The sequence below is a fragment of the Shewanella litoralis genome, from assembly GCF_009828585.1.
Lineage (GTDB): Bacteria > Pseudomonadota > Gammaproteobacteria > Enterobacterales > Shewanellaceae > Shewanella > Shewanella litoralis.
Genome location: NZ_WSRZ01000030.1, coordinates 17,651 through 39,793, shown reverse-complemented (window position 1 = coordinate 39,793; position 22,143 = coordinate 17,651). Strand labels below are relative to the sequence as shown.

General features: G+C 42.5%; 22 protein-coding genes, 1 pseudogene and 1 riboswitch. Of the genes and pseudogenes, 10 read left to right on the top strand and 13 right to left on the bottom strand.

Annotated features, from left to right (window positions below):
* Positions 1–84: 84 nt before the first annotated feature.
* The 5 genes from GQA99_RS18300 to GQA99_RS18280 all read right to left on the bottom strand — a co-directional run bounded on the left by GQA99_RS18300 (position 85) and on the right by GQA99_RS18280 (position 4,173).
* Positions 85–723: an urea amidolyase associated protein UAAP2 gene (locus GQA99_RS18300; protein ID WP_160056380.1), complete on the bottom strand. Its 639-nt coding sequence runs from the start codon at positions 721–723 to the stop codon at positions 85–87.
* Positions 724–734: 11 nt separating this feature from the next.
* Positions 735–1,454, bottom strand: a complete 720-nt coding sequence (locus GQA99_RS18295) for an urea amidolyase associated protein UAAP1 (RefSeq protein WP_160056378.1) — start codon at positions 1,452–1,454, stop codon at positions 735–737.
* Complete coding sequence (locus GQA99_RS18290; protein ID WP_160056376.1) at positions 1,447–2,220, bottom strand: ABC transporter ATP-binding protein; 774 nt, start codon at positions 2,218–2,220, stop codon at positions 1,447–1,449. Before GQA99_RS18290 ends, GQA99_RS18295 begins: the two co-directional genes overlap by 8 nt.
* A gap of 12 nt (positions 2,221–2,232) precedes the next feature.
* A complete protein-coding gene (locus GQA99_RS18285; protein WP_160056374.1) occupies positions 2,233–3,057 on the bottom strand; it encodes an ABC transporter permease in 825 nt (274 codons plus the stop codon).
* 69 nt (positions 3,058–3,126) lie between these two features.
* Positions 3,127–4,173, bottom strand: coding sequence for a putative urea ABC transporter substrate-binding protein (locus GQA99_RS18280; RefSeq protein WP_160056372.1), 1,047 nt, complete (start codon positions 4,171–4,173; stop codon positions 3,127–3,129).
* A 56-nt stretch (positions 4,174–4,229) separates the two neighbouring features.
* Positions 4,230–4,410, bottom strand: a riboswitch (guanidine-I (ykkC/yxkD leader).
* A 384-nt stretch (positions 4,411–4,794) separates the two neighbouring features.
* Here GQA99_RS18280 and GQA99_RS18275 point away from each other — a divergent pair.
* Entirely contained in the window at positions 4,795–5,253 is a 459-nt protein-coding gene (locus GQA99_RS18275) for a DUF1499 domain-containing protein (RefSeq protein WP_160056370.1), read from the top strand.
* Positions 5,254–5,400: 147 nt separating this feature from the next.
* Here the strand turns inward: GQA99_RS18275 and GQA99_RS18270 are convergent, their stop codons facing one another.
* Together GQA99_RS18270 and GQA99_RS18265 are read right to left on the bottom strand one after the other, a co-directional pair.
* Complete coding sequence (locus tag GQA99_RS18270) at positions 5,401–5,997, bottom strand: 2-hydroxychromene-2-carboxylate isomerase (RefSeq protein ID WP_160056368.1); 597 nt, start codon at positions 5,995–5,997, stop codon at positions 5,401–5,403.
* A 208-nt stretch (positions 5,998–6,205) separates the two neighbouring features.
* Positions 6,206–7,078: an alpha/beta fold hydrolase gene (locus GQA99_RS18265; RefSeq protein ID WP_160056366.1), complete on the bottom strand. Its 873-nt coding sequence runs from the start codon at positions 7,076–7,078 to the stop codon at positions 6,206–6,208.
* 58 nt (positions 7,079–7,136) lie between these two features.
* On the opposite strand from GQA99_RS18265, the pseudogene GQA99_RS18260 reads away from it, so the two are divergent.
* From GQA99_RS18260 to GQA99_RS18250, 3 genes and pseudogenes are all read left to right on the top strand, one after another.
* A pseudogene (locus GQA99_RS18260) lies at positions 7,137–7,393 on the top strand (permease); the annotation flags it as partial.
* Between the two features lie 224 nt (positions 7,394–7,617).
* Positions 7,618–8,364 carry a sulfite exporter TauE/SafE family protein gene (locus GQA99_RS18255; RefSeq protein WP_160056364.1) on the top strand — a complete coding sequence of 249 codons (747 nt, stop codon included), beginning with the start codon at positions 7,618–7,620 and terminating at the stop codon, positions 8,362–8,364.
* A 13-nt stretch (positions 8,365–8,377) separates the two neighbouring features.
* A complete protein-coding gene (locus GQA99_RS18250; protein ID WP_160056362.1) occupies positions 8,378–9,007 on the top strand; it encodes a flavin reductase family protein in 630 nt (209 codons plus the stop codon).
* A 66-nt stretch (positions 9,008–9,073) separates the two neighbouring features.
* Here GQA99_RS18250 and GQA99_RS18245 read toward each other — a convergent pair whose 3' ends face one another.
* Both GQA99_RS18245 and GQA99_RS18240 read right to left on the bottom strand, forming a co-directional pair.
* Positions 9,074–9,649 (bottom strand): porin family protein, encoded by a 576-nt coding sequence (locus GQA99_RS18245; RefSeq protein ID WP_160056394.1) that lies wholly within the window; start codon positions 9,647–9,649, stop codon positions 9,074–9,076.
* A gap of 274 nt (positions 9,650–9,923) precedes the next feature.
* Positions 9,924–11,459 carry a peptidoglycan-binding domain-containing protein gene (locus tag GQA99_RS18240; RefSeq protein ID WP_206194589.1) on the bottom strand — a complete coding sequence of 512 codons (1,536 nt, stop codon included), beginning with the start codon at positions 11,457–11,459 and terminating at the stop codon, positions 9,924–9,926.
* A gap of 499 nt (positions 11,460–11,958) precedes the next feature.
* Between GQA99_RS18240 and GQA99_RS18235 the strand changes: the two genes are divergently transcribed.
* Together GQA99_RS18235 and GQA99_RS18230 are read left to right on the top strand one after the other, a co-directional pair.
* The gene (locus tag GQA99_RS18235; RefSeq protein WP_160056360.1) at positions 11,959–12,960 is read left to right on the top strand and encodes a phosphotransferase; all 1,002 of its coding nucleotides are present in this window, start codon (positions 11,959–11,961) and stop codon (positions 12,958–12,960) included.
* Positions 12,961–13,172: 212 nt separating this feature from the next.
* Positions 13,173–14,324, top strand: a complete 1,152-nt coding sequence (locus GQA99_RS18230) for a GGDEF domain-containing protein (protein ID WP_160056358.1) — start codon at positions 13,173–13,175, stop codon at positions 14,322–14,324.
* A gap of 34 nt (positions 14,325–14,358) precedes the next feature.
* Here the strand turns inward: GQA99_RS18230 and GQA99_RS18225 are convergent, their stop codons facing one another.
* Entirely contained in the window at positions 14,359–14,865 is a 507-nt protein-coding gene (locus tag GQA99_RS18225) for a glycine cleavage system transcriptional repressor (protein ID WP_160056356.1), read from the bottom strand.
* Between the two features lie 561 nt (positions 14,866–15,426).
* On the opposite strand from GQA99_RS18225, the gene GQA99_RS18220 reads away from it, so the two are divergent.
* Positions 15,427–16,056 (top strand): acetate uptake transporter, encoded by a 630-nt coding sequence (locus tag GQA99_RS18220; protein ID WP_160056354.1) that lies wholly within the window; start codon positions 15,427–15,429, stop codon positions 16,054–16,056.
* 94 nt (positions 16,057–16,150) lie between these two features.
* Here the strand turns inward: GQA99_RS18220 and GQA99_RS18215 are convergent, their stop codons facing one another.
* Positions 16,151–16,669 carry a hypothetical protein gene (locus GQA99_RS18215; protein WP_160056352.1) on the bottom strand — a complete coding sequence of 173 codons (519 nt, stop codon included), beginning with the start codon at positions 16,667–16,669 and terminating at the stop codon, positions 16,151–16,153.
* Positions 16,670–17,428, bottom strand: a complete 759-nt coding sequence (locus tag GQA99_RS18210) for a winged helix-turn-helix domain-containing protein (RefSeq protein WP_240904655.1) — start codon at positions 17,426–17,428, stop codon at positions 16,670–16,672.
* A 499-nt stretch (positions 17,429–17,927) separates the two neighbouring features.
* Between GQA99_RS18210 and GQA99_RS18205 the strand changes: the two genes are divergently transcribed.
* Together GQA99_RS18205 and GQA99_RS18200 are read left to right on the top strand one after the other, a co-directional pair.
* Positions 17,928–18,749 (top strand): cytochrome c3 family protein, encoded by an 822-nt coding sequence (locus GQA99_RS18205; protein ID WP_170293568.1) that lies wholly within the window; start codon positions 17,928–17,930, stop codon positions 18,747–18,749.
* 10 nt (positions 18,750–18,759) lie between these two features.
* Positions 18,760–19,338 carry a hypothetical protein gene (locus GQA99_RS18200; RefSeq protein WP_160056348.1) on the top strand — a complete coding sequence of 193 codons (579 nt, stop codon included), beginning with the start codon at positions 18,760–18,762 and terminating at the stop codon, positions 19,336–19,338.
* Positions 19,339–19,517: 179 nt separating this feature from the next.
* Here the strand turns inward: GQA99_RS18200 and GQA99_RS18195 are convergent, their stop codons facing one another.
* Positions 19,518–21,611 (bottom strand): prolyl oligopeptidase family serine peptidase, encoded by a 2,094-nt coding sequence (locus GQA99_RS18195; protein ID WP_160056346.1) that lies wholly within the window; start codon positions 21,609–21,611, stop codon positions 19,518–19,520.
* Positions 21,612–21,815: 204 nt separating this feature from the next.
* Here GQA99_RS18195 and GQA99_RS18190 point away from each other — a divergent pair, with 204 nt between their 5' ends.
* On the top strand, positions 21,816–22,094 hold the full coding sequence (locus GQA99_RS18190; RefSeq protein WP_160056344.1) for a peptidylprolyl isomerase: 279 nt from the start codon (positions 21,816–21,818) through the stop codon (positions 22,092–22,094).
* The last annotated feature ends 49 nt before the right edge of the window (positions 22,095–22,143 follow it).

Below are 22,143 nucleotides of genomic sequence, written 5' to 3'. Positions count from 1 at the left end.
TACTCTAACACTGCGGGTCGTCCCGCGATTAAACAGTGGATGGCTAGGTCGTCCTAACAATCATAAGCTTTTGTCAATCTGTGACTAATTCCAGATCAGCACTTCTATTGGTGTTGGGTTGTACGCGTTGCAAGGGTTATTGAGCTGCGGACAATTTGAAATCAATATAATGGTGTCCATTAAGGCAGTTAACTCAACGTACTTACCCGCACCACTGATGCCATCGGCAAAGCTGAGCTTGCCGTCTGCGGTGATAGGCACATTCATAAAGAAATTAATATTGTGGGTAATATCTGCTTTGCTGAGCCCGAGTTGTTCATTTTCAGCCACGGCCAGAAGCCAGCTGTCACGACAAGCATGCATGCATTTTTTTTCTAGGGCGTAGCGCACTGTGTTGCTTTCAGTGGCACACGCACCGCCAAGGGTGTCATGGCGTCCACAGGTGTCGGCCACAATGGTTAACATAGGATTGCAGTCATTGGTCATTAACACTGTGCCAGCGGTAAGGTAAACATTGCCTTGTTCACGCACTGTATCAATTGCGCTATAACGCTCGCTAGCATCGTTAGCATTGTAAAATAAGGTGTCTGCGGCCTGGTTGCCTTCAAGGTCTAAAATCCGCACAGTTTGACCTTTCTTTATGGTCTTTAAGTAATAATCACCGGCATCAACGGTGTCACGCACGATAGCATTTTCTGGTGCTAATTGGCTTTCAACGATCATAATGATTCCCCTTATACACCTAGGTGATACAAACGATTATTTTCAAATCCGCGCTGATTCTCGGCGCAGGCGTTTTTACAGGCGTCATCGTCTGCGACAGGGGCCGAAGTTAACAATTGATATTCAACGGGTTTAAATGGATAAGTGCTTGTAGGGTTTAATGGATGCGGGCATGTGTGTAGCAACACTATGGTGTCCATTTCAAAGCGCAGTTCAATAAAGTCGCCGGCTTTTGAGTGCTCAACCTGATATTGCAAGTTGCCATCATCGTCGGGGATCACGGCACTAAATAAGTTAAGATTGGCGGCTAAATCTTTTTTGGTTAAGCCATATTTTGCGGCTTCGACTAAAAAGGCATTGGTGCCATTTTGCAGCCAGTCATTACGGTCATGTTGATAGTCTTGTTTGCCCCACTTTTTGGTCACTAACGCGCTATTGCTGTTACCGCAAACGGTGTCATGCCACCCTAACGAGTCGGCAGTCACCGAACAAAAAATACGTCCCATATCAGAGTATAAACAATGGCCCTGGGTGATTTTAAAGGTGTGTTGGCCTTTTAATGTGTCTGGCGCGTTATAGCGTTCAAGTCGGTTTTCTGGGTTGTAAAACAACATGCCGACATTCGCGCCGCCTTCGAGATCAATTAACTTTAAACTGGTACCGCGGCGCATCCGCATTGACCAATGTTTACCCCCTGGTAGGGTATCTTTATATAAAATAGCATCAGACATTTTGGCTTGATTCCTCTAGTGTTTCTTGGGCAATTTTTTTGTGTTTTTTCGTGGTAAGCGGTAAGTCGAATGTCACCTGAGCACCATAGGCATTAGGCGCTTGTGGGTCGTGCCTTAGCTTGTCGAACACCCATAATCTTGAGCCAAGCTCAAAGCCTTCTTTGATATCGTGAGTCACCATAAAAATGGTTAAGTTGTTTTGTTGCCAAATATCATGAATAAGCTCGTGCATGTCGGCGCGGATCCCTGGGTCTAATGCGCCAAAAGGTTCGTCTAACAGTAAGATTTTGGGGGATTTCATTAATGCTTGTGCAATGGCTAAACGCTGTTGCATACCGCCAGATAACTCATTGGGGTATTTATGAATGGCCGCTGTTAGCCCCACAATTGAAATAAAATCTAAGGCTTTTTGCTTGATGTTTTTTTTGGTTGCGCCAAATGTCCAACCCAATAACGGTGCCTGGCTGAATTCATCTGCAATCATGATATTTTGTAAAACCGTTAAGTGCGGAAACACAGAATATTTTTGAAACACAATGCCGCGCTCGGCATCAGGCTCTTGGCTCAGTGATTTGCCTTCTAAAAATATTTCGCCTTTCGATAGCGCTTCTTTCCCCAATAACATGTTTAAAAATGTCGACTTGCCGCAGCCTGAAGCACCCACCATTGAGATAAATTCGCCACGTTCGACGTTGAGGTTTAGCCGTTCAAGAACCAGGTTATCGCCATAAGATTTATAGACATTTTTGACCGATAAAAAACTCATCTCATTTGCTCCTTATTTGCCATTTTCATTGCTGTGATACCAAGGGAAGCAAACTTGAGACAAGCGCTTTAAGCTAAAATCCATTAAAAATGCCAGAGTGGTAATCCAGATAACGTAAGGAAAGATCACGTCCATCGACATATAACGGCGTACTAAAAATATTCGATAACCCAAGCCTTCTTGCGCGGCAATGGCCTCTGCCGCAATTAAAAATAACCAGGCAGCGCCGAGTGAAAATCGCATTGATGACAACAGACTTGGTAGAATTTGCGGTAACACCACACGTAATGCGACTAGCCAGGTTGATGCGCCTAATGTCAGCGCTTTAATGAGTTGCTCTGACGGCAGTTGCAATACCCGCATCTGAATATCACGGATAATCACTGGGGCGGTTCCCACAATAATCAACATCACTTTGGCCAGTTCGCCTAAACCAAAACTAATAAATAAAATCGGTAATATCGCCATCGGTGGGATCAGTGAAATAATCGTGATGATGGGTGATAAATTGGCGCGCGCTAACGGAATAAGTCCGGTAAATAAGCCTATGGTTAACCCCAATGCCGCACTGATTGTTACCCCGACCGCAATGCGTAATACGCTGGCTTGAGTATCGGCCCACAAAATATATTTACCGGTACGTTTATCTTCATTAAAGGCTAAACGGTCTATTGCGCTGCCAATTTGGCTAAAACTGGGCAACAGTTTGTCATTTGGGTTCTCTGCCAAACGGGCATTCGATAAACTGCCATAGAGAAAAAACACCAAGACAAAAGGCAATAAGCTTAAGAAAATACTTAATGGTTTTGACGGGGTTAAGTTCATTAACCTTTTCATAAGTCACCGTTATATTAAGAGTTCGTTAGCCTAACAACCTGCGTTAGGCTAATTTTGCAGGATTAAGACTTATAACTTTCCGTCTGCAGCAAGCTGCATGTAAGTTGGGTCAAAGCGTAATTGGATGTTATTTTTATCACCGACAATGCCAGCAGGCGTTTCGATGCCAATAAAAGTAGAGTCCGTGGCGCCGTCGCCTAATAGCCCGTGGTCAAATGAAAACTTAGCGATGTATTCCATGGTTTTTGGCAGTTGTGCGCTTTGGGTAAATTCGACAGCCGCTTGTGGGGTATAAAGCATTTTGGTGGTCGCTAATTGCGCCTCAAAACCGGCTAAGTCAGTACCAGATGCGATCGCCATTTGCGTTAACGCGGCTTTATCTTTTTGCATCACGCCCATGATTTCATACCATGCGCCAACAAGTGCCTTACCCAGTTTTGGATTTTCTTTTAAGGTTTTGCTGTTAACCACTAACAAGTCGATGATTTCGCCAGGAATTTTAGATGAGTCAAATACTTGCGTGGTATTAGGCATAGGTAAGATTTCTGACAATAGCGGATTCCAGGTCACTACCGAGGTCACATCGTCTGTGGCATATGCCGCAACCATGTCGGCGTCGGCCGTGTTAACAACGCTGATGTCTCGTTCTGTTAACCCTACAGTGCCTAACGCGCGAGCCAGTAAGTAATGTGAAACACTGAGTTCAACAAGATTAACTTGCTGACCTTTAATGTCGGCTAATGCGGTGCCATTTTTTAACACTACGCCGTCATTACCGTTAGAGAAGTCGCCGACCACAAGGGCGGTACTGTCGACAAAACTGGCAGAAGGAATGGTTAATGCGTCCATGTTGGTCATGGTGCAAGCGTCAAATTGACCCGTGGTGTATTGGTTAATTGACTCGATATAATCATTGATTTGCACGACATCAATTTCGATACCGTATTTGTCAGCCCATTTTTTTACAATGCCAGAGCTTTCACCATAATCCCAAGGCATCCAACCGACATAAATAGACCAACAAACTGAAAATTTGTCTTTGGCTGACGCATTAGCTGAAGTAAACGAGGTGAATAATATAAGGGTAAGTAATAAAACTGTTTTTATTGATCTCATGGTTATTGCTCCAGTAATTTACACGAATTTTTTGCGCAAGAGGTTCAACTAAATTGACCTCCCGGGCTTTTATCCCTCCGTGTAACCTGGTTGCAAACAACCATGACATCCATATTAAAATCACCTACTGAGCAGTGGTGACAATATCAACATCATTTTGCCGGGTTGGTAACTCTCGGACCAGTCACTTGTTATGATTGACATCATTGACAAGCCGGAACCCTAGTCATCTATTTGGCTAACGTGAAACTCAATCAAGTTGAGCTCTTGCATTATGGTTATTTGTGCATTTCGCATTCCAACATAAAAAATTTAACAAAATAAAATTTTAGTATGTTGTTTTATCTATATTATTTATTATTGCCCGCCATGGTTGATTATCATTTATACAAAAACAAGCTGAGGATAGCGCATCGTTTTTGTGCATTATTTTAACAAAGTTGCACCACGAGAGTTCATATATACCAATCCTTGCAATCAACATCGACCTATTTACGCCGGCAGATTGATAGCGCATTGTTAAGCGCAACTTATTGTTTTACTGTAGACAACAGAAGATCAATTACGCTGTTGATACCGATAACCGCAAACACATGACGTTTTACACATAAGGGAAGCAAAATGTATAAACACACTTCAATACTGGCACTTGCTATGGTGCTGTTAATGGGTTGCTCTGGCACTGTACCCACCTTAGGGGTCACCGCAGGAAAATTAACGCCATGCCCAGATTCGCCCAACTGCGTGAATAGCCAGCAAGCAGCCACAGATGAAGAACATTATATTGAACCGATTGCATTTAGCGGCACGTCTCAACAAGCTCAAGTAGGCCTATTGCACGTATTAAAAGCGGCTGAGCGAGCGAGTATTGTCGTGGTAGAAGATAATTATATTCGGGTTGAATTTACCTCGCAGATTATGCGCTTTGTTGACGATGTTGAGTTTTACTTTCCGTCAGTTGAGTCAGGTAAAATCATGATCCAGGTAAGATCGGCCTCACGTGTTGGTCACTCAGACTTTGGCGTTAACCGTGAGCGAATTGAACAGATTAGAGCCGAGTTTAACGCATTACCACAGTAAAGACTGCGACATTAAAAAATCGCAGTGCCATGCAGCTTAAGCAAACAGGCTTTGTAATGCTGTATTTCTCCACGATTTATGGTTAATTGCTATGCCGACGTGATAAACGTCAGCATAGCCATTTGTTTTTTATTACCGTAAAAACCGCTATTCCGCTAGTGTGTCGGCCAACAGCTCAAGTCTATCCTGGCCCCAAAATGGCTCGTCTTGATACACGTAGGTCGGCACACCCAACAAACCTTTTTCGATGGCAGCCGTAGTATTAGCTTCGTATATCGTTTCAATTTCACTCGATGATGCCTGCGCAATAACCTTATCTGCATCAAGCTGCAATGATGTGAGGATCTGCTGTATCAATGCAACATCGGCAATGTTTTGATCTTTTGCCCAACATGCCGCCAGCATTTGCGCGACAAACTCAGCGGGGTTTTGTCCCATTTGTTGTAACACAATGGTACATCTGTCGGCCAAGCTTGGGTCTGCCGGGAAAAAAGCCGGATGAAGGTTAAGCAATAATTGGCGTTTTTTAGACCAGCGTGCTAACTCAATTAAACGATAATCTTGCCTTGCTTGCGGACGTTGCTTTACCGGTAGCACGCCTCGCTCGGCAAACAGTTTGCCAAGTTTTATCGGCTTGTAGTCAATGGAGGTGTGATGCTCTGCCGCAATGGCGGTAAACGTATGGTGACCTAAATAGGCATAGGGAGAAAGGCTGGTAAAGTAATACTCAATGGCTGTTTTCATGTGTCGAGTTACCTATTAATGGCAGTATTTGATAGCAAAGATTGATGGCGATAAGTCATGTCAAAAACAACGTCGATAAAAATGACGTAATACATAACGTTAACGTGCAATACCTTACGCAGTCTAGTATTGATTTGTGAGCAAATGTTCTAGTTGGCAAGCCTCAATAAACGGCATTAAATGCTGCCCTAAATATTAAAATCATAGATTACTCTATGCTGTCTCTAAACTGTAAATATGCCGCAGTGATGGCACGCGCATCCTCTACTTGAGGGTAATGGCCGAGTGTCGGCATGGTGGTGATATTTGCATTGGGGATCAATTGACCATAGCGATCAATCATATGTTGGCCCGAGATCGGATCTAATGCGCCCGCAATCAGTTTGACTGGTACTGGGCTGTTCACCAGCGCCTCTACCCAACGTTGACGATGTTGTTTGCGTTGGGTCATATAGGTGATGAGTTTGTGCATCACTGCGATACCATCATTATGGTTTAATAGTTGCCAAAGCGTATCGACTACCTCTGGCGTTGGCGGGGTTGCTGGGCCAAATATATGCTGTAAGTTGGCGGCAAATTTTTGCTTGGTGATCCTTTTCGCCACAAAAGATCCTAAGGGCGATAATAATAACTTTTGAATCAATACCGGTTTGTGGGTTTCAGGAAATAAGCCACCATTTAATAAGCACACGCTGTTAATGTGTATTTTACTCTCACCATCAACTTGCCTTGCCAATAATTCTTGCGCAACGGTATCGCCGTAATCATGGGCTAAAATATGAAATTCATTCACGCCTAACTTGGTTAAAAGCGCCTGATAAATATCGGCTTGTTGGCTAATTAAATACTCGCTATTTTTAGGTTTATCCGACAAGCCAAAACCTAACATATCAAGGGTAATCACATAATATCGTTCAGTGAGTTGTTGCCACATGCCTTCCCAATCCCAACTGGCACTGGGAAAACCATGAATGAGCAATAATGCCGGCAAAGAGGCTTCTCCTCCTATACGAGTAAAGATTTGCGGGCCATTAAGCTGCTCAAATTGTCCGTGTTGTTGCCAATCACTCAAGGTTATCATGGTGAAATCACCCTTAATTTATAGCTACTGTAATGCATCATACTGGCGGGGTTTGCTCATCAGCACAATAGCTAGTGACGATAATCCATTTGCGATACCTGTGGCGGCAGTGATTGGTATTCCGCTATACATCCGCGCAGAAGCGGTTATTCCGTTAAGTGCTGCATTAGCGGGCTGGGTGCGGTTATGGCACTGATTATTGGCAGCGCGGGCACCAGTTTAACGGAGGTGATTTTACTTAAAGCCATTTTTAAAAATCAGCTAGTGATTGCCTTTGTTGGCGTGATTCTCTCAATGGCAATATTAGTTGGCTTTACTATTTTAAGAATACACATCTACTACAATACGCGACAAATTTACGCTCACACCGAAATACTCGGTCTGAGCGTAATACCAATACATCACCGCTCAAAACTCTCCCCGTTAGATTGCTATGTTTATTATGTCTATTTCGTAAAACATGGTTGCTCAAATCGTTTGCCGCAGTGCACTATGGTAGCTAAACGCATGATTGCGGCTTAGATTTTACAGAGGGAACAATGTTAACCGATCCAATATTTTGGCTTGTAGCCATACCTGCAGTGCTCATTACCGGCATTTCTAAATCAGGCTTTGCAGGTGGCGCAGGCGGCTTAACGGTGCCGTTATTAGCTCTTGCGATCAGCCCTGCTGCGGCCGCCGCGGTCATGCTCCCCTTACTGGTTTACATGGATTTTTTAAGTGTCCGCTCCTGGTGGAATAAACAAAGTAATCGGCAATTATTGATTTTACTGCCCGCGGCCATTGTCGGTATTGTGCTGGCTTATTTATTGTTTGATCAACTCAATGAGCAGTATCTACGCGGACTTTTAGGCATTATTTCATTAGGATTTGGCATATATGGATTAACGTTTGGTGAATGGTCGCAGCGCAAACCATCAGCCTTCATTGGCCGAATATGCGGTACGCTTGCTGGGTTTACCAGCTTTGTTGCTCATGCCGGTGGTCCACCACTCAATGCTTACTTAATTCCGCTGCGCTTAGAAAAAACTCAATATCTTGGTACTGCAGTAATGTTTTTTGCCGTTGTGAATGTGGTCAAGCTCATCCCATATTCGATGTTGGGGCAAATCAATCTGGGCAATTTAACGGTGTCGGTAATGCTTGCGCCCATTGCTTGGATTGGAGTAAAACTAGGTTTGCGCATTCAAGACAAATTTAATGAAAAACAATTTAAGCAGATCATTCTAAGTTTGATGATCGTAGTGGGTTTACGTTTATTGTGGACCGCATTGATGCCGTCGTAAAAAGGGATATGTCATGAGCACTGAAAATCGATTTTTTTATGAGCCTAGTAAAGGCCATGGTTTACCGCATAATCCATTAAATGCAATTATTGGCCCACGCCCTATTGGCTGGATTTCAACGCGTAATGCCCAGGGGCAGCGTAACTTAGCACCTTATAGTTTTTTTAATTGCTTTAACTACGACCCACCGATCATTGGTTTTGCCAGTACCGCCTGGAAAGACAGTGTGGCCAATATTGTTGAAACGGGCGAGTTTGTGTGGAACTTAACCACTCGCACGTTAGCCGAGCAAATGAACCTAACCTCAGCGGCATTGCCTCGCGGTACTGACGAGTTTGAATTTGCAGGGTTAACACCAGTAGCCGGTAATATTGTCGCGGCAGACAGAGTCGCCGAAAGCCCAGTCAACTTTGAATGTAAATTAACCCAATGTATTCAACTTACTGCAGCTAATGGCGACAAAATTGATACCTGGTTAGTGCTCGGTGAAGTGGTTGCTGTACACATTGAAAAGCACTTACTCAATGCAGAAGGGATTTACCAAACTGCACTAGCAGAGCCAGTGTTACGCGCTGGCGGGCCATCGGCTTATTATGGGATTTCAGATGAGCAGCGTTTCGACTTACATCGTCCTACGCTATAAGGGTGAAACAATTAAGGCTACCTGTTGGTAGCCTTAATTTTCTTGATAAACAGCTCGAATAAATTGTTAGAACTGGTAATGTAAACCCAATGCTAATTGCTCAATTTCAGCATCTATATCATCAACATAGCCATATTCATCGATATCAAGATCGCCTTTGCTCATATCGTAACTTAACCGAAGGTTAAGGTTTTCAGTTATTGCTGCGTTTAAGCCTATGCCATAAGTTAAACCAAAACCCGAAGCGGTAAAGTCATCATAATAACCATCAACAACAACCGCCATTGATGCCACCCCCACTTTAGCAAAAACCGAAAATGTTTCATTGAAACGCGCAGTAAATGTAGGGGTAAACGTCAGAGCACCTGCAACGACATCCAAATCGTCTTCACCGACATTAGCAGCAAAAAAGTTACTTTCTAAACCAAACCAATCGTTAAATTGATAACCACCGTATATCCCGAAACCTGTCGCATCGGCTGAGCCACTGGCATCACCAGAACCAAGTTCTGTTTTATTCACTGCACCACCGATATAAAAACCGCGGTTATCTGATGTTGATGAGAGAGTATCGGTGTTGGCAAAGGCAGGAGCAGCTAAAACAGCACACAAGGTTGTGGCAAGAAGAGACATTTTGTACATCATTGTTCCTTAATGATATTGATAAAAAGCGCGAGCATAATACTACAAAAAAATAAACGTAAACAGCTAATATCATTATTTTTATCAATGACTCCCAACCATTTACAGCAGCGTTAAACAAGCATCATATAACCAATTTATGTGGCGTGATTAAAGCAGCAAAAAGCCCAGGTGATCATCTGAATAAGATTAGCACCTGGGCTTTTTAGCGGGGATAATTAATCTTTAATGGCTTACTTTCACCCTCAAAGATCGACAGCCCTTAAACGCTTTATTAAAGATTAACGCCTAATGCTTTTACCGTTTCGATATTGATGTACTTATCGGTTGGTAAGTTATTATCGTTTTGGAATGCATTAACAGCTTTGATAGTATCAACACCCACTACGCCATCAATCTTACCTGGGTTATAGCCTTTTGTTGCTAATGCCTGTTGTAGATCGGTAATGGTTGAGCGTGTCATGTTGGTTTCACATAAAATTGGACGCCATTCCATAAAGCCATCTTTATCAATACGGCTTAGTGACACTGTTTCAAACTCTGCAGGGATTTCTGTGCGCATCTCTTTAGCAGCAGACACTAACTTAGTCACACTCATGGTTTCATATTTTGCAGCAACTTCTACGCGCTGAGTTGATGCAGGGCTCACTACCACACGACGACTAACCGTTTCATATTCCGCTGGCGTTTCTGTCAAACAAATCTTGTTGCCAGTGCGAGTTGCTTTTGGGTGTTCGTCGTTATGCACTTCATGCCAAACAAACTCAACATCAGCCACTTTTTGGGTGACTTGTACATCTTTGTATTTAGCAGGCACTTGTGTACGCACTTCTCGTGCTTCACTCACTAACTCTTGCACGCGAACTGTTTCGTATTCTTCAGGAATATCGACAGTGCGTGATGTTGCAGGAGACACCAATACGCGTTTTGTCAGTGTTTTATAAGTGGCTGGCACTTCAACTAAACACATGATTTCGCCAGTTGCTTCATCAATTTTCTGAATTGGGCCAACGCCTTTTTTCCAGATATTGTGAGCAGGTACATCGACTACGTCTTCAGTCACCGTTTCATATTGTGCGGCCACCTCTTCCATACGAGTACTGGCTTCTTTAACTAGAATGCGCTTTTCGACCCAACGGAATTCTGCAGGAATGGTTTCAACAACATCATACGCTTCAGCAACCAGTACAGACTCACCTTTTTGCTCATAACGTGCAGGCATGTAATGTTCATGGAAACACATTCCAGCCGTAGCATTATTTAGATTAACTCCATGCTCTGTCGCAGCTTTCAATAATTCAGCACTTGCAGGTGCACTGCCCTTACGTAAGTCGACTAACCACTGCGAACCTGCTGCACGTATTAGTTTTTGCTCAGTCACAACATCGTAAGTTGCAGGTACTGCAACCATGTTAAAACTAGCAGGTTGTACTTCAATGGTTTCTGTGGACTGTTGATATTGTGCTGGCACAATACTCACGTTTTCACTGGCTTCTTTTACCATGACGGTTTCTGTGTAATTTTCGTAAGTAGGTTCTACCCATACACGCGCATAACATTCACCGGGTTTAGCATTAGGCGGAAGTAACTCACCTTCTGGGCTCGTTTTACCGGCTATAGCATCTTGAGATTGAGCTTCGCGTTTAGCGACCGCTTTTTCTCTTTCTAGCAAGGCATTGTTTCGTTGCGCTAACTCTTCTGCGTTGTATACAGATACATTGGCTGGTTGTGATAAGTTACTACATGCAGTCAATAAAATAGCAGCAGAAAGTGTGCTCAGTTTGAAAATGGTTGTCCTTGCAGTGGCCATGATTACTCCTGGATCGATTAAGCGGATTTGATAACACAATGTAACAACATGTAAATCTTTGTTACATTTTGCGCACAGGATACCGTCAAATTACTGACTATTCAACAGCTGAACGTAAAACCGCAAGCCTAATATAAACAATAGCTTGCATTGAACGCGACATTACATCGTCACTTTAACGTCACAATAAATGAAACAATTGTTTCTAAAATAAAACCAATCGATGTTAATAAAGTGTTTTAAAACAAGTGCTAGGTTGCTTATTAAAACATCAGTACACCCACTTATATGCACCACCTTAAACCATTTTTTTACGCATAAAAAATACATTAGAAAAAAATTATAAATTTTTACGTTTAGACAATAGATCATCATAAATGCCCATTAATACTGAGAGTGAAATAAAGGTATTGCAGATGAAATGAACATCGAGGAGCAGTTAATCCAACATGTGAAGTTTGTTACAATAGAGCTTAGTCACCTATGGATAAGCTTAAACATGGCAAAAATCCCCGTATCTGAAAATATTTTACAACGCATTAGCCAGGCTGTTGGTGCAAGTCAGATCAGTCATGTGGAATTAATACAACCACTTTGGGGTGGTTATGGTCAGCTATTCAGAGCTTATGTTTGTGGGACATCCTATCCGTCTGTCATTGTAAAATACATCCGCTTACCACAACCCAGTTCGCACCCGCGAGGTTGGAATACGCCTTTGTCTCATCAACGAAAATTGCAATCTTACCTCGTTGAAGTAAATTGGTATCAACATTATGCCAACGCACATTCACAACAGCCATTAAGCCCTTTACCCCAATGTTTATATGTAGAACAACAGACCAACGAAACGTTATTAGTTCTGCAAGATTTACACACGATTGGCTTTACCCGGGTTAATCCTCATGTGACGCCCACAGTTGTGCGGGCGTGTTTAACCTGGCTAGGTTATTTCCATGCGCAATACATGTCAGCGACCCCCAACGGGCTTTGGCCTGTAGGTACATATTGGCATTTAGACACGCGCCCGGATGAATATGCTGCGCTATCTGATGGTCCATTAAAGTCAGCAGCGGTAATGATTGACCGCGTATTAAGCCAATGCCCATTTCAAACTCTGCTCCACGGTGATGCAAAGTTAGCTAACTTTTGCTTTAGTGAAGACAACCGAGCTGCGGCAGTCGATTTCCAATACATTGGCCAGGGCTGCGGCATGAAAGATGTCATCATGTTACTTAGCAGTGTCTTGAACTACCATGAACCAGAAAGCATGATTGATGCTTATCTTGAGCATTACTTTAGCGAATTGACTCACGGACTGCGTAAGTTTCATCCTCATATTAATCCGCAAGATGTTTTGCACGCTTGGCGGCCGTTATATTGTGTTGCCTGGGCTGATTTTAAGCGGTTTGTGAAAGGTTGGAGTGTGGAACACGTTAAAATAAATGCTTATACCGAATCACTAACAGCATTAGCAATAAAGCAACTCACAACATCCACCTAGGCTTACCCTCTCTCAACTTAGTGTCGTGAACCTAATTTATCATTTTTGCTGTTTTATTAACCACACAACTTCTAATTGCCGTTCACCATTGGCTAAGCGCTATATTGCCGTCTACAGTTGATTAACACCTTATTTTTAACAGCTAATTCGTTAATCCGCTCGCGCTTGTTAGGCTGTGCGTTGCCTATACCAACTCAATAAGAAGACGGCATATGGAAAGTCCATTTACGTACATTTTGATCACTTTATTTTTTTCGAGTATTTTGCTGGCGATTATTTTTTTCATGACATGGCAAACCATGGGAAAACAAAAGTATGCGTTAATGTTTTCATTGTCTTTTTTAGCCTCTACAGCCCTTTGGGCCAACACCTTATTTAAAAGCCTATTTCTGTCGCACAATTTGTATTGGATGATGGGTTGTACCCTGTCGATGCTGTCTGTCGTTCTGGGCACCTGGGGACATTGTTTACGCACTAAAACACCTATTCCCATTTCAGCCTTACTGAGTTTGGCAGGCTTGGGTATCGCGCTAACCTTTTACTTTACCTATATTGATTCCTTTATTGGCATGCAAATGTCACTGTACTTGCTTGTTGATGTGATATTTCTACTCATTACCAGTGTTGTCATCATTAGACATCGTAAAAAATCACGCCCTGCTGAAATCGGCGCCTCAGTGATGCACTTTGTGTTTGCGATAAGTTTGTTTATTGCTGCCAGTATTGCCCTGTCGCAAGGACGCACTATGGATGTTGAACTCATAAAACTGTATGCCGTGGTTAATTTTACCGCTTTACCTGCTGCGTATGTGGGCATGTCGGTGTTTGTTATTTATATGCTGGCGTCGGATTTAGCAGAAGAAATGAAACTGCTGGCCATGACGGATTCACTCACACAAAGCTTAAATCGGCGGGGGTTTTATGTGCATGCCAAACAACAAATACTTGAGCTACAAAAACAACAACAGCATGTGTGTTTGATTTATTGGGATATCGATAAGTTTAAAGCCATTAATGATCAATATGGCCATGCGGGCGGCGATCAGGTACTGATCAGCATTTGCCAAATGATTAGACAACACATTAAAAAAGACGATTTGTTGGCCAGAATGGGGGGCGAGGAGTTTGTCATTTTAATTGGCCGTACTGGCTATGACGACGCTAAAAATGTCGCAGAGCGATTAAGAAGCATGATAAATGACACGCCGATCCCGTTCGGCGAGCTGCACATTAACATCACCGCCAGCTTTGGTGTTGTCGAACTTGGCTCGCAAGACATTAGCGTAGAGCAAGCCATCAATCTTGCCGATAATGCCTTATACAAAGCCAAAAGCAGCGGCCGAAACAACGTGGTGTTTAGCTAATCTAAACACCATCAAACTAAACAACTACTTTATGTTATTCGGCGACCTCAATTCGGATATTGTCACTTAAGGTTTCAAGCTGAGATATCAGTAATGCAATGGTGACGTTCTCAGGTAATCTTAATGTTAATTTAGCGCTGTAAACGGTTTTACCTAAACTGGTAACTTGAACCCGGTAACATTCCTGATGATCAACACTGATTTCAAGATCATTTAAAATTTCATTCATGTCATGGGTTAAGCCTGAGCGATCATTACAATCTAAAGTCAGCTTACATTCGGCAGATAAATGAATAGCCTCATGGGCATATTCTGCATAAACAAAAGTCAGTTGGCTAAACTGTTGTTCTAAGGTTTGCTTCAACGCCACTTCTTTATCGGAATCAATCATAACCCGCATCATCGCCACAAATTGGCCATCAAGCTTAATCACTTTACTGGTTTCCCAACTTGCACCCATTTCACGGCTAACCTGAGCCAACGATTGCAATAAATTAGGCTTTAATGTGCCCAATACGGTTGTAATAAACTTATGTTGCATAGCGCCTCCGTTGAGAAATAACTCTTACTACAGACTATCTATCACCATAAATCTCGTCTGTGCCCTAGAACACAATTCACACAAAACGTCTTTTAAAAAGTGGTTGGTGTCGATGAAATTTCATTCAAATCGAAAGCAATTAATATTTTTGCAAGCGCAAGCACACTTAGCGGAGTAGTGCTGTTTCGATCACAAAAATTGCCATAATTATCCATACTAATATGGCCTTTTGAGTTGCGCTTAACTTGCTGTTTTTGAGTATTGTCACACCAATCAAAATGACTAGGGGTAAATCACCCAACCCGTAAGCCATTTTGTATCCAACTGAATTTAAAAGACTTATTACCATGAGATTGACCGCATCAAATAACTTTCAATAAATAAAAAATTAAGCCACTGTTTTTAAATAGTTTTATTGATATTTGGGTTTGTGCGGGGTATTCATTTCGGGTTATTGCTACCTAAGTAGCCTTTCTCTAAAATGCGCGCCTTGCCCAATAAGGGCACTGATTAAACTTCAACGGCGGTATGAGCTGTTGAACTTTCCACTAAGGGAACACCATGTCTTCAAAATTTGCAAATCCGGCACCATTAGGCTTAATGGGCTTTGGCATGACCACCATACTGCTTAACATTCATAATGCGGGTTATTTTCCAATTGATTCGATGATCCTTGCGATGGGGATTTTTTATGGCGGCATTGGTCAGGTTATCGTCGGTATGATGTGTTTTATGCGTGGTGATACTTTTGGTACTACTGCGTTTACTTCATACGGCTTATTTTGGTTAACCTTAGTCGGATTGATTTTAATGCCAAACATGGGGGTTGCCGCAAGTCCGGCACACTTTATGGGCTGGTATTTAACATTATGGGGCACATTTACTGCCTTTATGTTTGTAGGATCATTACGCTACCCACGTGCTAAACAATTTGTTTTTGCTTCATTAACCGTATTATTTTTCTTACTTGCTATACGCGATTTTACTGGCAACGAATTAATCGGCACCATTGCAGGTTTTGAAGGCATTATTTGTGGTGCCAGTGCCATTTACTTTGCCATGGCACAAGTGCTTAACGCTGAATATGGCCGTACTATTTTACCCGTAGGTGAATTAACTCAAGTAAAAGCTGATATTAAGCCATTACAAGTTGAAGCTGAGCCAGTGACACTACACTCAGTTAACGCATAAGCATTGGCAACGTTAATCACCACTCAGGCATAAGCTAAATTTAAGTCACAAAAAGGCCGATGCATTAATTGCATCGGCCTTTTTTATTTTGTCATCAATTTACTAAACGACAACCGCACACGGTATTACTGGGTTGAAATAGTACCACTGCATAGTCTTTGGTTTCATCACGTTCAAGCACTTGCACGCTTAATGAATGCATACCGCTTTGATTAAGATTAAGGCCACTGATATAAGACAAATACTCGTAATGCTCTGGCGTCACTTGATCTTTCGCTCCCACGTATTCATGTTTGGTGGTCACTGAAATATCAAACATCTGCCGCTCTGTATCTATCTTATTCATTTTCCCTGTCATCGATAACGTCCCCGCGGAGTTACCCTGTAAATCATAATAGCGATAGTTAATTTGGGCTAAACCATCTTTAGAGACCAAATCGACCAGTAAGTAGTGGTCACTGTCGGCCTTGCCTGCTTGATGATTAAATAATTCAGAGCTACAACTGAGCATAAAATTAGCCGGCTTTGATGTCAGTGAGTATATTGCTCCTACGCAGCCAAGTAAGCACGCCAGTATCGTAATATTGATGGCCCATAATCCTTTTCTGGTCATTTACTCACCTCCTCGTGACCGACTTGATAACGTGATTTGGCCACTTGAAGTACTGCAAATATTCAATTTTTCTAACCACTGCGGTGTCACAAATTGCTTTGGCTGACGCAAATCACTAATTTTTAGATTACGGATAAGGGATTGGCCATAATGATCTCCTCTAAGGGTAATATTGAGCACTTGCTTGTCGTGCGATAATGATAAAAAAACACGAGTCCATATTGTTACCGGGCATAATTGTAAACCTTGAATTAACTGCTGACTTTGCTCTATAAGCAGCTCGTTATTGGTTTTGGAAGGCGAATATAAAATGAGGTCAACTTGCTGACCAGAGGTTAAGGTGATGGTTTCTACGCTTAAGGGTAAAGCAGGGCTAACCGACTCTGAGGCTTGATTAAACCACCACAATACAGCGAGTAACACGCTAACAAGGGCAATCACCACCAGCAAAATTTGCAGTGGTTTAATCAATGTTTTTAACCATGAATTGTCGGCATGTTTACGGGCACGATGAGGCCTAAGCAAGTAGCCCTGGCCTTTTACTGTTTCAATCAGCGTTTCATATTGTGGGCCAAGAAATGAGCGTAGGGTAAAAATAGCTCGGGATACCGATGCCGAACTTAATTGTGAGTCATCTTCATGGCCCGACTCTAGTAATGGTTTAGCCACGACTTTGCCTTGATACTCCACCAATAATGTCAGTACATGTAATTCTGCTCGAGGAAGATGCCACACCACACCAGTGTCTTGGTTAATCAAATCCCCTTTGCCAATATCGAACCTACAATGGCCCAATTGCATTTTTGATTGCCTCAATAAGTAACTCAAAAGTCGACAATTACAGTGTATGCAAAAAATCTGATGAATTCTGTGATCCTGATATCTAAGCGCTTTATTCCTTATCAAAAGTCAGTGTTTAAATTTACAATCTCATCAATCCGTGAGCAATGTCACTCAATTTACCGGAATTAAAATGAGTAGATTTACCCTCAAATAACCGTAAATGTGATAAATAAGGCGATATAAGTCACATTTCATATTCATTTTATGCAATTTTGTCGTCAATTAACTGCTGCAATAATCACATTCTTAGTATTTTTAAAACCACTGCTTTTATCTGCTTTGAATCACACCATTAATCACTCCATCACTTATTGTTACCCCATCAAGTTGTTAAGCAGATTTTGCTAACGGCTCTATAGCTCCCAACACCTACGATTGGGAATAATAAAATAACGATGAGTAAAGGGTGATTATTATGAGCATAAACAGACGTCAAGCATTGACACAGATTATTGGTATTAGCACCGCCGCTGCTGGAGCCACCTTATTAGGGACTTCCGCTTTTGCTGCCACAGACGCAGATGGTAACTACACCTTAGCATTAGGTGAAAAGTTAAAATATATACCACTAGATGCTATGGCAACTGCAAAGCTTGCTTATGAAACAGGCGGCGGCTGTATGCACCAGGTATTTCACGCCATTATCAATATGCTATCAACATCAGCCAGTGCCGATGCCTCTAAATTTGCCACTATCCCTACTGCATTAGCAGGTTACGGTTGGGCAGGCGTTGTCGGCCAGGGGACCTTATGTGGCAACCTGAATGCTGCCGGAATGTTGATTAATATTCTCGACGATATTAACGGTCAAAATAATGCCATTATTGGCGCATCATTCCGCTACTACGAAACCGCAGATCTGCCATTATCTTCTGCCGAATTTATAGCGGGCATTGGTTCTACCGAAGCTAAATCGCTTGAAGTGGGTACAACCTCAATTGCAAATAGTCCTTTGTGTCACTCATCAATCAGCAACTGGTCTGCCGCGTCAGGTAAAGAATTTGCCTTAAAAGGCGAACGTTGCAAACGCCTCTCTGCCAGTATGGCTTACTATATTGTTGATTTACTTAATCGTGCTTACGGCGGAGAAGATATTTCAGCATTAACCATCGCTAAGCCGTCAGTAGAAGCACAAGCTTGCCAGTCATGCCATGGCGTAAGTTCAACAATGGGCTCAGCTGCCAGCGTGAAAACTGATATGGAATGTACTACTTGTCATACAGGGCATTTCAATTAAGGAGCGCATCATGAAGATCAAATATCTTAGCGCCATTTTAGCCAGTAGCTTGCTAATCTTTGGTTGTGGCAGTGATAACGATGATGACGACGACATCATTACCGTTGAGCCACCTGTCGTGGTGACGCCACCTGTCGTTGTTGTACCACCAGTGGTTGTCGATCCTGTGAGTGAAGGCGTTCCTGTTGATGAAGCAACCGACATATCGATGCAGCTTGACTCATTTGATGCGGCAACAGGAGCATTAACGTTCACATTGACTAATGCCGACGGTAAAGCCATTACCAATGCCAGCGATTATGACATTGTGTATTTTGGCTACCCAGACCCAGCATCGCCTTCCATTAAGCCAAAAGCCTGGAAGCGCTGGCATGTAACGCAAAGCTTCAAGTGCGATAAAACCGACAGCGACAATTGTGTCGGCCTACTTCAAGAAACTGATGTAGAAGGAAAGTATACCTTTGATGCAACCGACCTCGACCTTGGCAGTAAAGCCGCTGCCGGCGCAGTCGAAGTGTTTAAAGTTGCGGTTCAAATTCATGGTTCGATTGCCAGCAATGAAATCACCCTTATTGCCGCAGACGAATGATGATTCCCCCCACTTTAGTTAGGAACATTGCCAGTTCAACTAACTAAACTTGGACCTCAGCCGCAGGCTCATAGCTGCGGCTTTTTTTAATCTTTACCCCAACAAAAAGGGCCTCGTTTATACGGGGCCCTTTATTTTATGAACGTTTATGATACTAACTTAATATTCAATGTGAAACGTTAACGTAGTTGCTGCATTAAATACGCATAAACCATTGAGCTTAGCTCGGCAGCTTGAGTATTATCCGCTGCACCGGCATGGCCACCTTCAATGTTTTCGTAGTACAGCACATCAATGCCCATACCTTCCATTTTAGCCACCATTTTACGTGCATGCGCTGGATGAACACGGTCATCACGAGTTGAAGTGGTAAAGAACACTTTAGGGTAATTCACACCTTGCTTTAAGTTATGATAAGGCGAGTACGTTTTAATGTATTGCCACTCTTCGGCAATATCAGGATTACCGTATTCGCCCATCCAACTGGCCCCTGCCAACAGCTTGTTATAACGCTTCATGTCTAATAATGGCACTTGGCATACCACAGCGTTATATAGATCAGGACGACGAGTGAACGCTGCGCCCATTAATAAGCCACCATTACTGCCACCTTGAATACCTAAATGCTGGCTTGTAGTAATGTTACGCGCAACTAAGTCTTCGGCAACCGCTTCAAAATCTTCATAGGCCTTGTGACGGTTTTCTTTTAAGGCCGCTTGATGCCAAGCAGGACCATACTCGCCACCACCACGAATATTAGCTAACACATACACACCGCCCTGCTCTAACCAGTTTTTACCGACTGTAGCGGAATATGCAGGTAAGCGTGACACTTCAAAACCGCCATAAGCATAAAGCAACGTTGGATTGCCGCCATCTAGCTTGATATCTTTGGCCATCACCACAAAGTAAGGCACTTTGGTGCCGTCTTTTGATTTCACAAAGTATTGCTTGGTTTCAAATTTATCAGCGGCAAACTGTTGTGGCATGCCTTTAACTTTTTCCGCTTTTAACGTTTTACCGTTTAAACGATATAAGGTTGATGGCTCTAAAAAGCTAGTGTAATCAACAAAAAAGGCATCGCTGTCTCGCTGAACATCAAACACACTTAAGGTGCCATTAGCTTCAAACGGGGCAGTGTCACTTTGCCATTGGCCTTTGTCATTTTGGGTGTAACGTACAAGCTTACTTTTTACATCGTCTAACCAGGTCACAAATATGGCGCTTTTACTGAAGCTAATTTGAGAAATAAAGGCGCTGGCAGTGGGCGATACAAATTCACTAAACTCTGGCTTTTGGCCAATAAGTTTATCAACAGGCGTCATCACCACAGCACCTTGCTTAAACGTGGCTTTGTCGGTCACTAACTCACTTTTTAGCTCAATATACAACTGGCCTTTAAAATAGCCTTTAATGTCTGCATCTTCTGGGAGTGGTAACGAAATCAGTTTATCGTTTTGATATACATAATGTTTGGCGGTATAAAACGTTAAGCTTTCGGTGATGATATTAAGCGGCGTTTTATCATCAAAAATAACGTAGCCCGCTGATGCTACAGAAGTCTTGCTGCCAGTAAAAATGGTTTTTGCTTCAGATAATGGCGTACCACGCTTCCATAGTTTCACTAAACTTGGGTAGCCAGAGTCGGTCATGCTTTTACCGTCACCAAAATCGGTACCGATAAAGACCGTATCTTTATCAATCCAACTCACTATCGATTTAGCTTCATTGACCATAAATGGCTTTTGCGCTTTTTCAACAAAGCTTTTAGTGGTGAGGTCAAACTCACGTACTTCAGCTGCGTCTGCGCCGCCACGCGATAACGACACCATACAACGTTCATTGAGTGGATATTGGCAGTTCATGCCTTTGTAAACCCAGTTAACGCCTTCGGCTTTACCGAGCGCATCAATGTCGAGCACGGTTTCCCATTTCGGATCGGCTTTTGCGTACTCAGCTAACGTAGTGCGACGGTAAATACCGCGAGTGTGAGTTTCGTCTTTCCAAAAATTATAAAAATACTCGCCAATGCGGCTGGCATAAGGGATCCGCTCTTTATTATTTAATATCTCAAGGCTATTAGCCACTAAGGTATCAAAGCCTTTGTAGGCTTTTATATGGGCAGCAGACACATCATTTTGCTGCTTAACCCAGCTCATGGGCTTAGCGCCTTCAACGTCTTCTAACCAAATATATTTATCTTCTTCTGCTTGGATCGGTGTGGCCATTGTCATCGCACTCGCTACGCATAAAGGTATGATTCTTTTAAGCATCTAATTATCCTTTTTGTTGTTTGCTTAGGTGTGTTTATTATTGTGTAGTTACTTTATAGAATTTATGCAGATGTTCAATCACTAAGCTGCTACAAACTGTTACACGCGTATTTGTAGGGAAAATAATGCCAAATTTCGTCGTTAAACAGTTATAATCACCACGACATTTTTTATCTCTAGTTTACCCTCAATACAGGCATCAACATGGCTAAAACGGCAGCGGCTTTACATATTTTAGTGAAACACCAAACTCAAGCTGAAGACATTATTAAACAGCTAAATAAAGGTGCTAAATTTGATATGTTAGCCAAAAAACACTCGAGTTGTCCGTCGGCCAAAAATGGTGGCAATTTGGGGGAGTTTAAAAAGGGCCAAATGGTGCCGCAATTCGATAAAGTCTGTTTTAACGGTGAGCTCATTACCCCGCATTTAGTTAAAACCAAATTTGGCTGGCATGTGGTAAAAGTGCTTTATCGCACTTAGGGCTTATTGAACACGGCTTTATTAGAATTCAAAGTAGACGAAAAGAGAC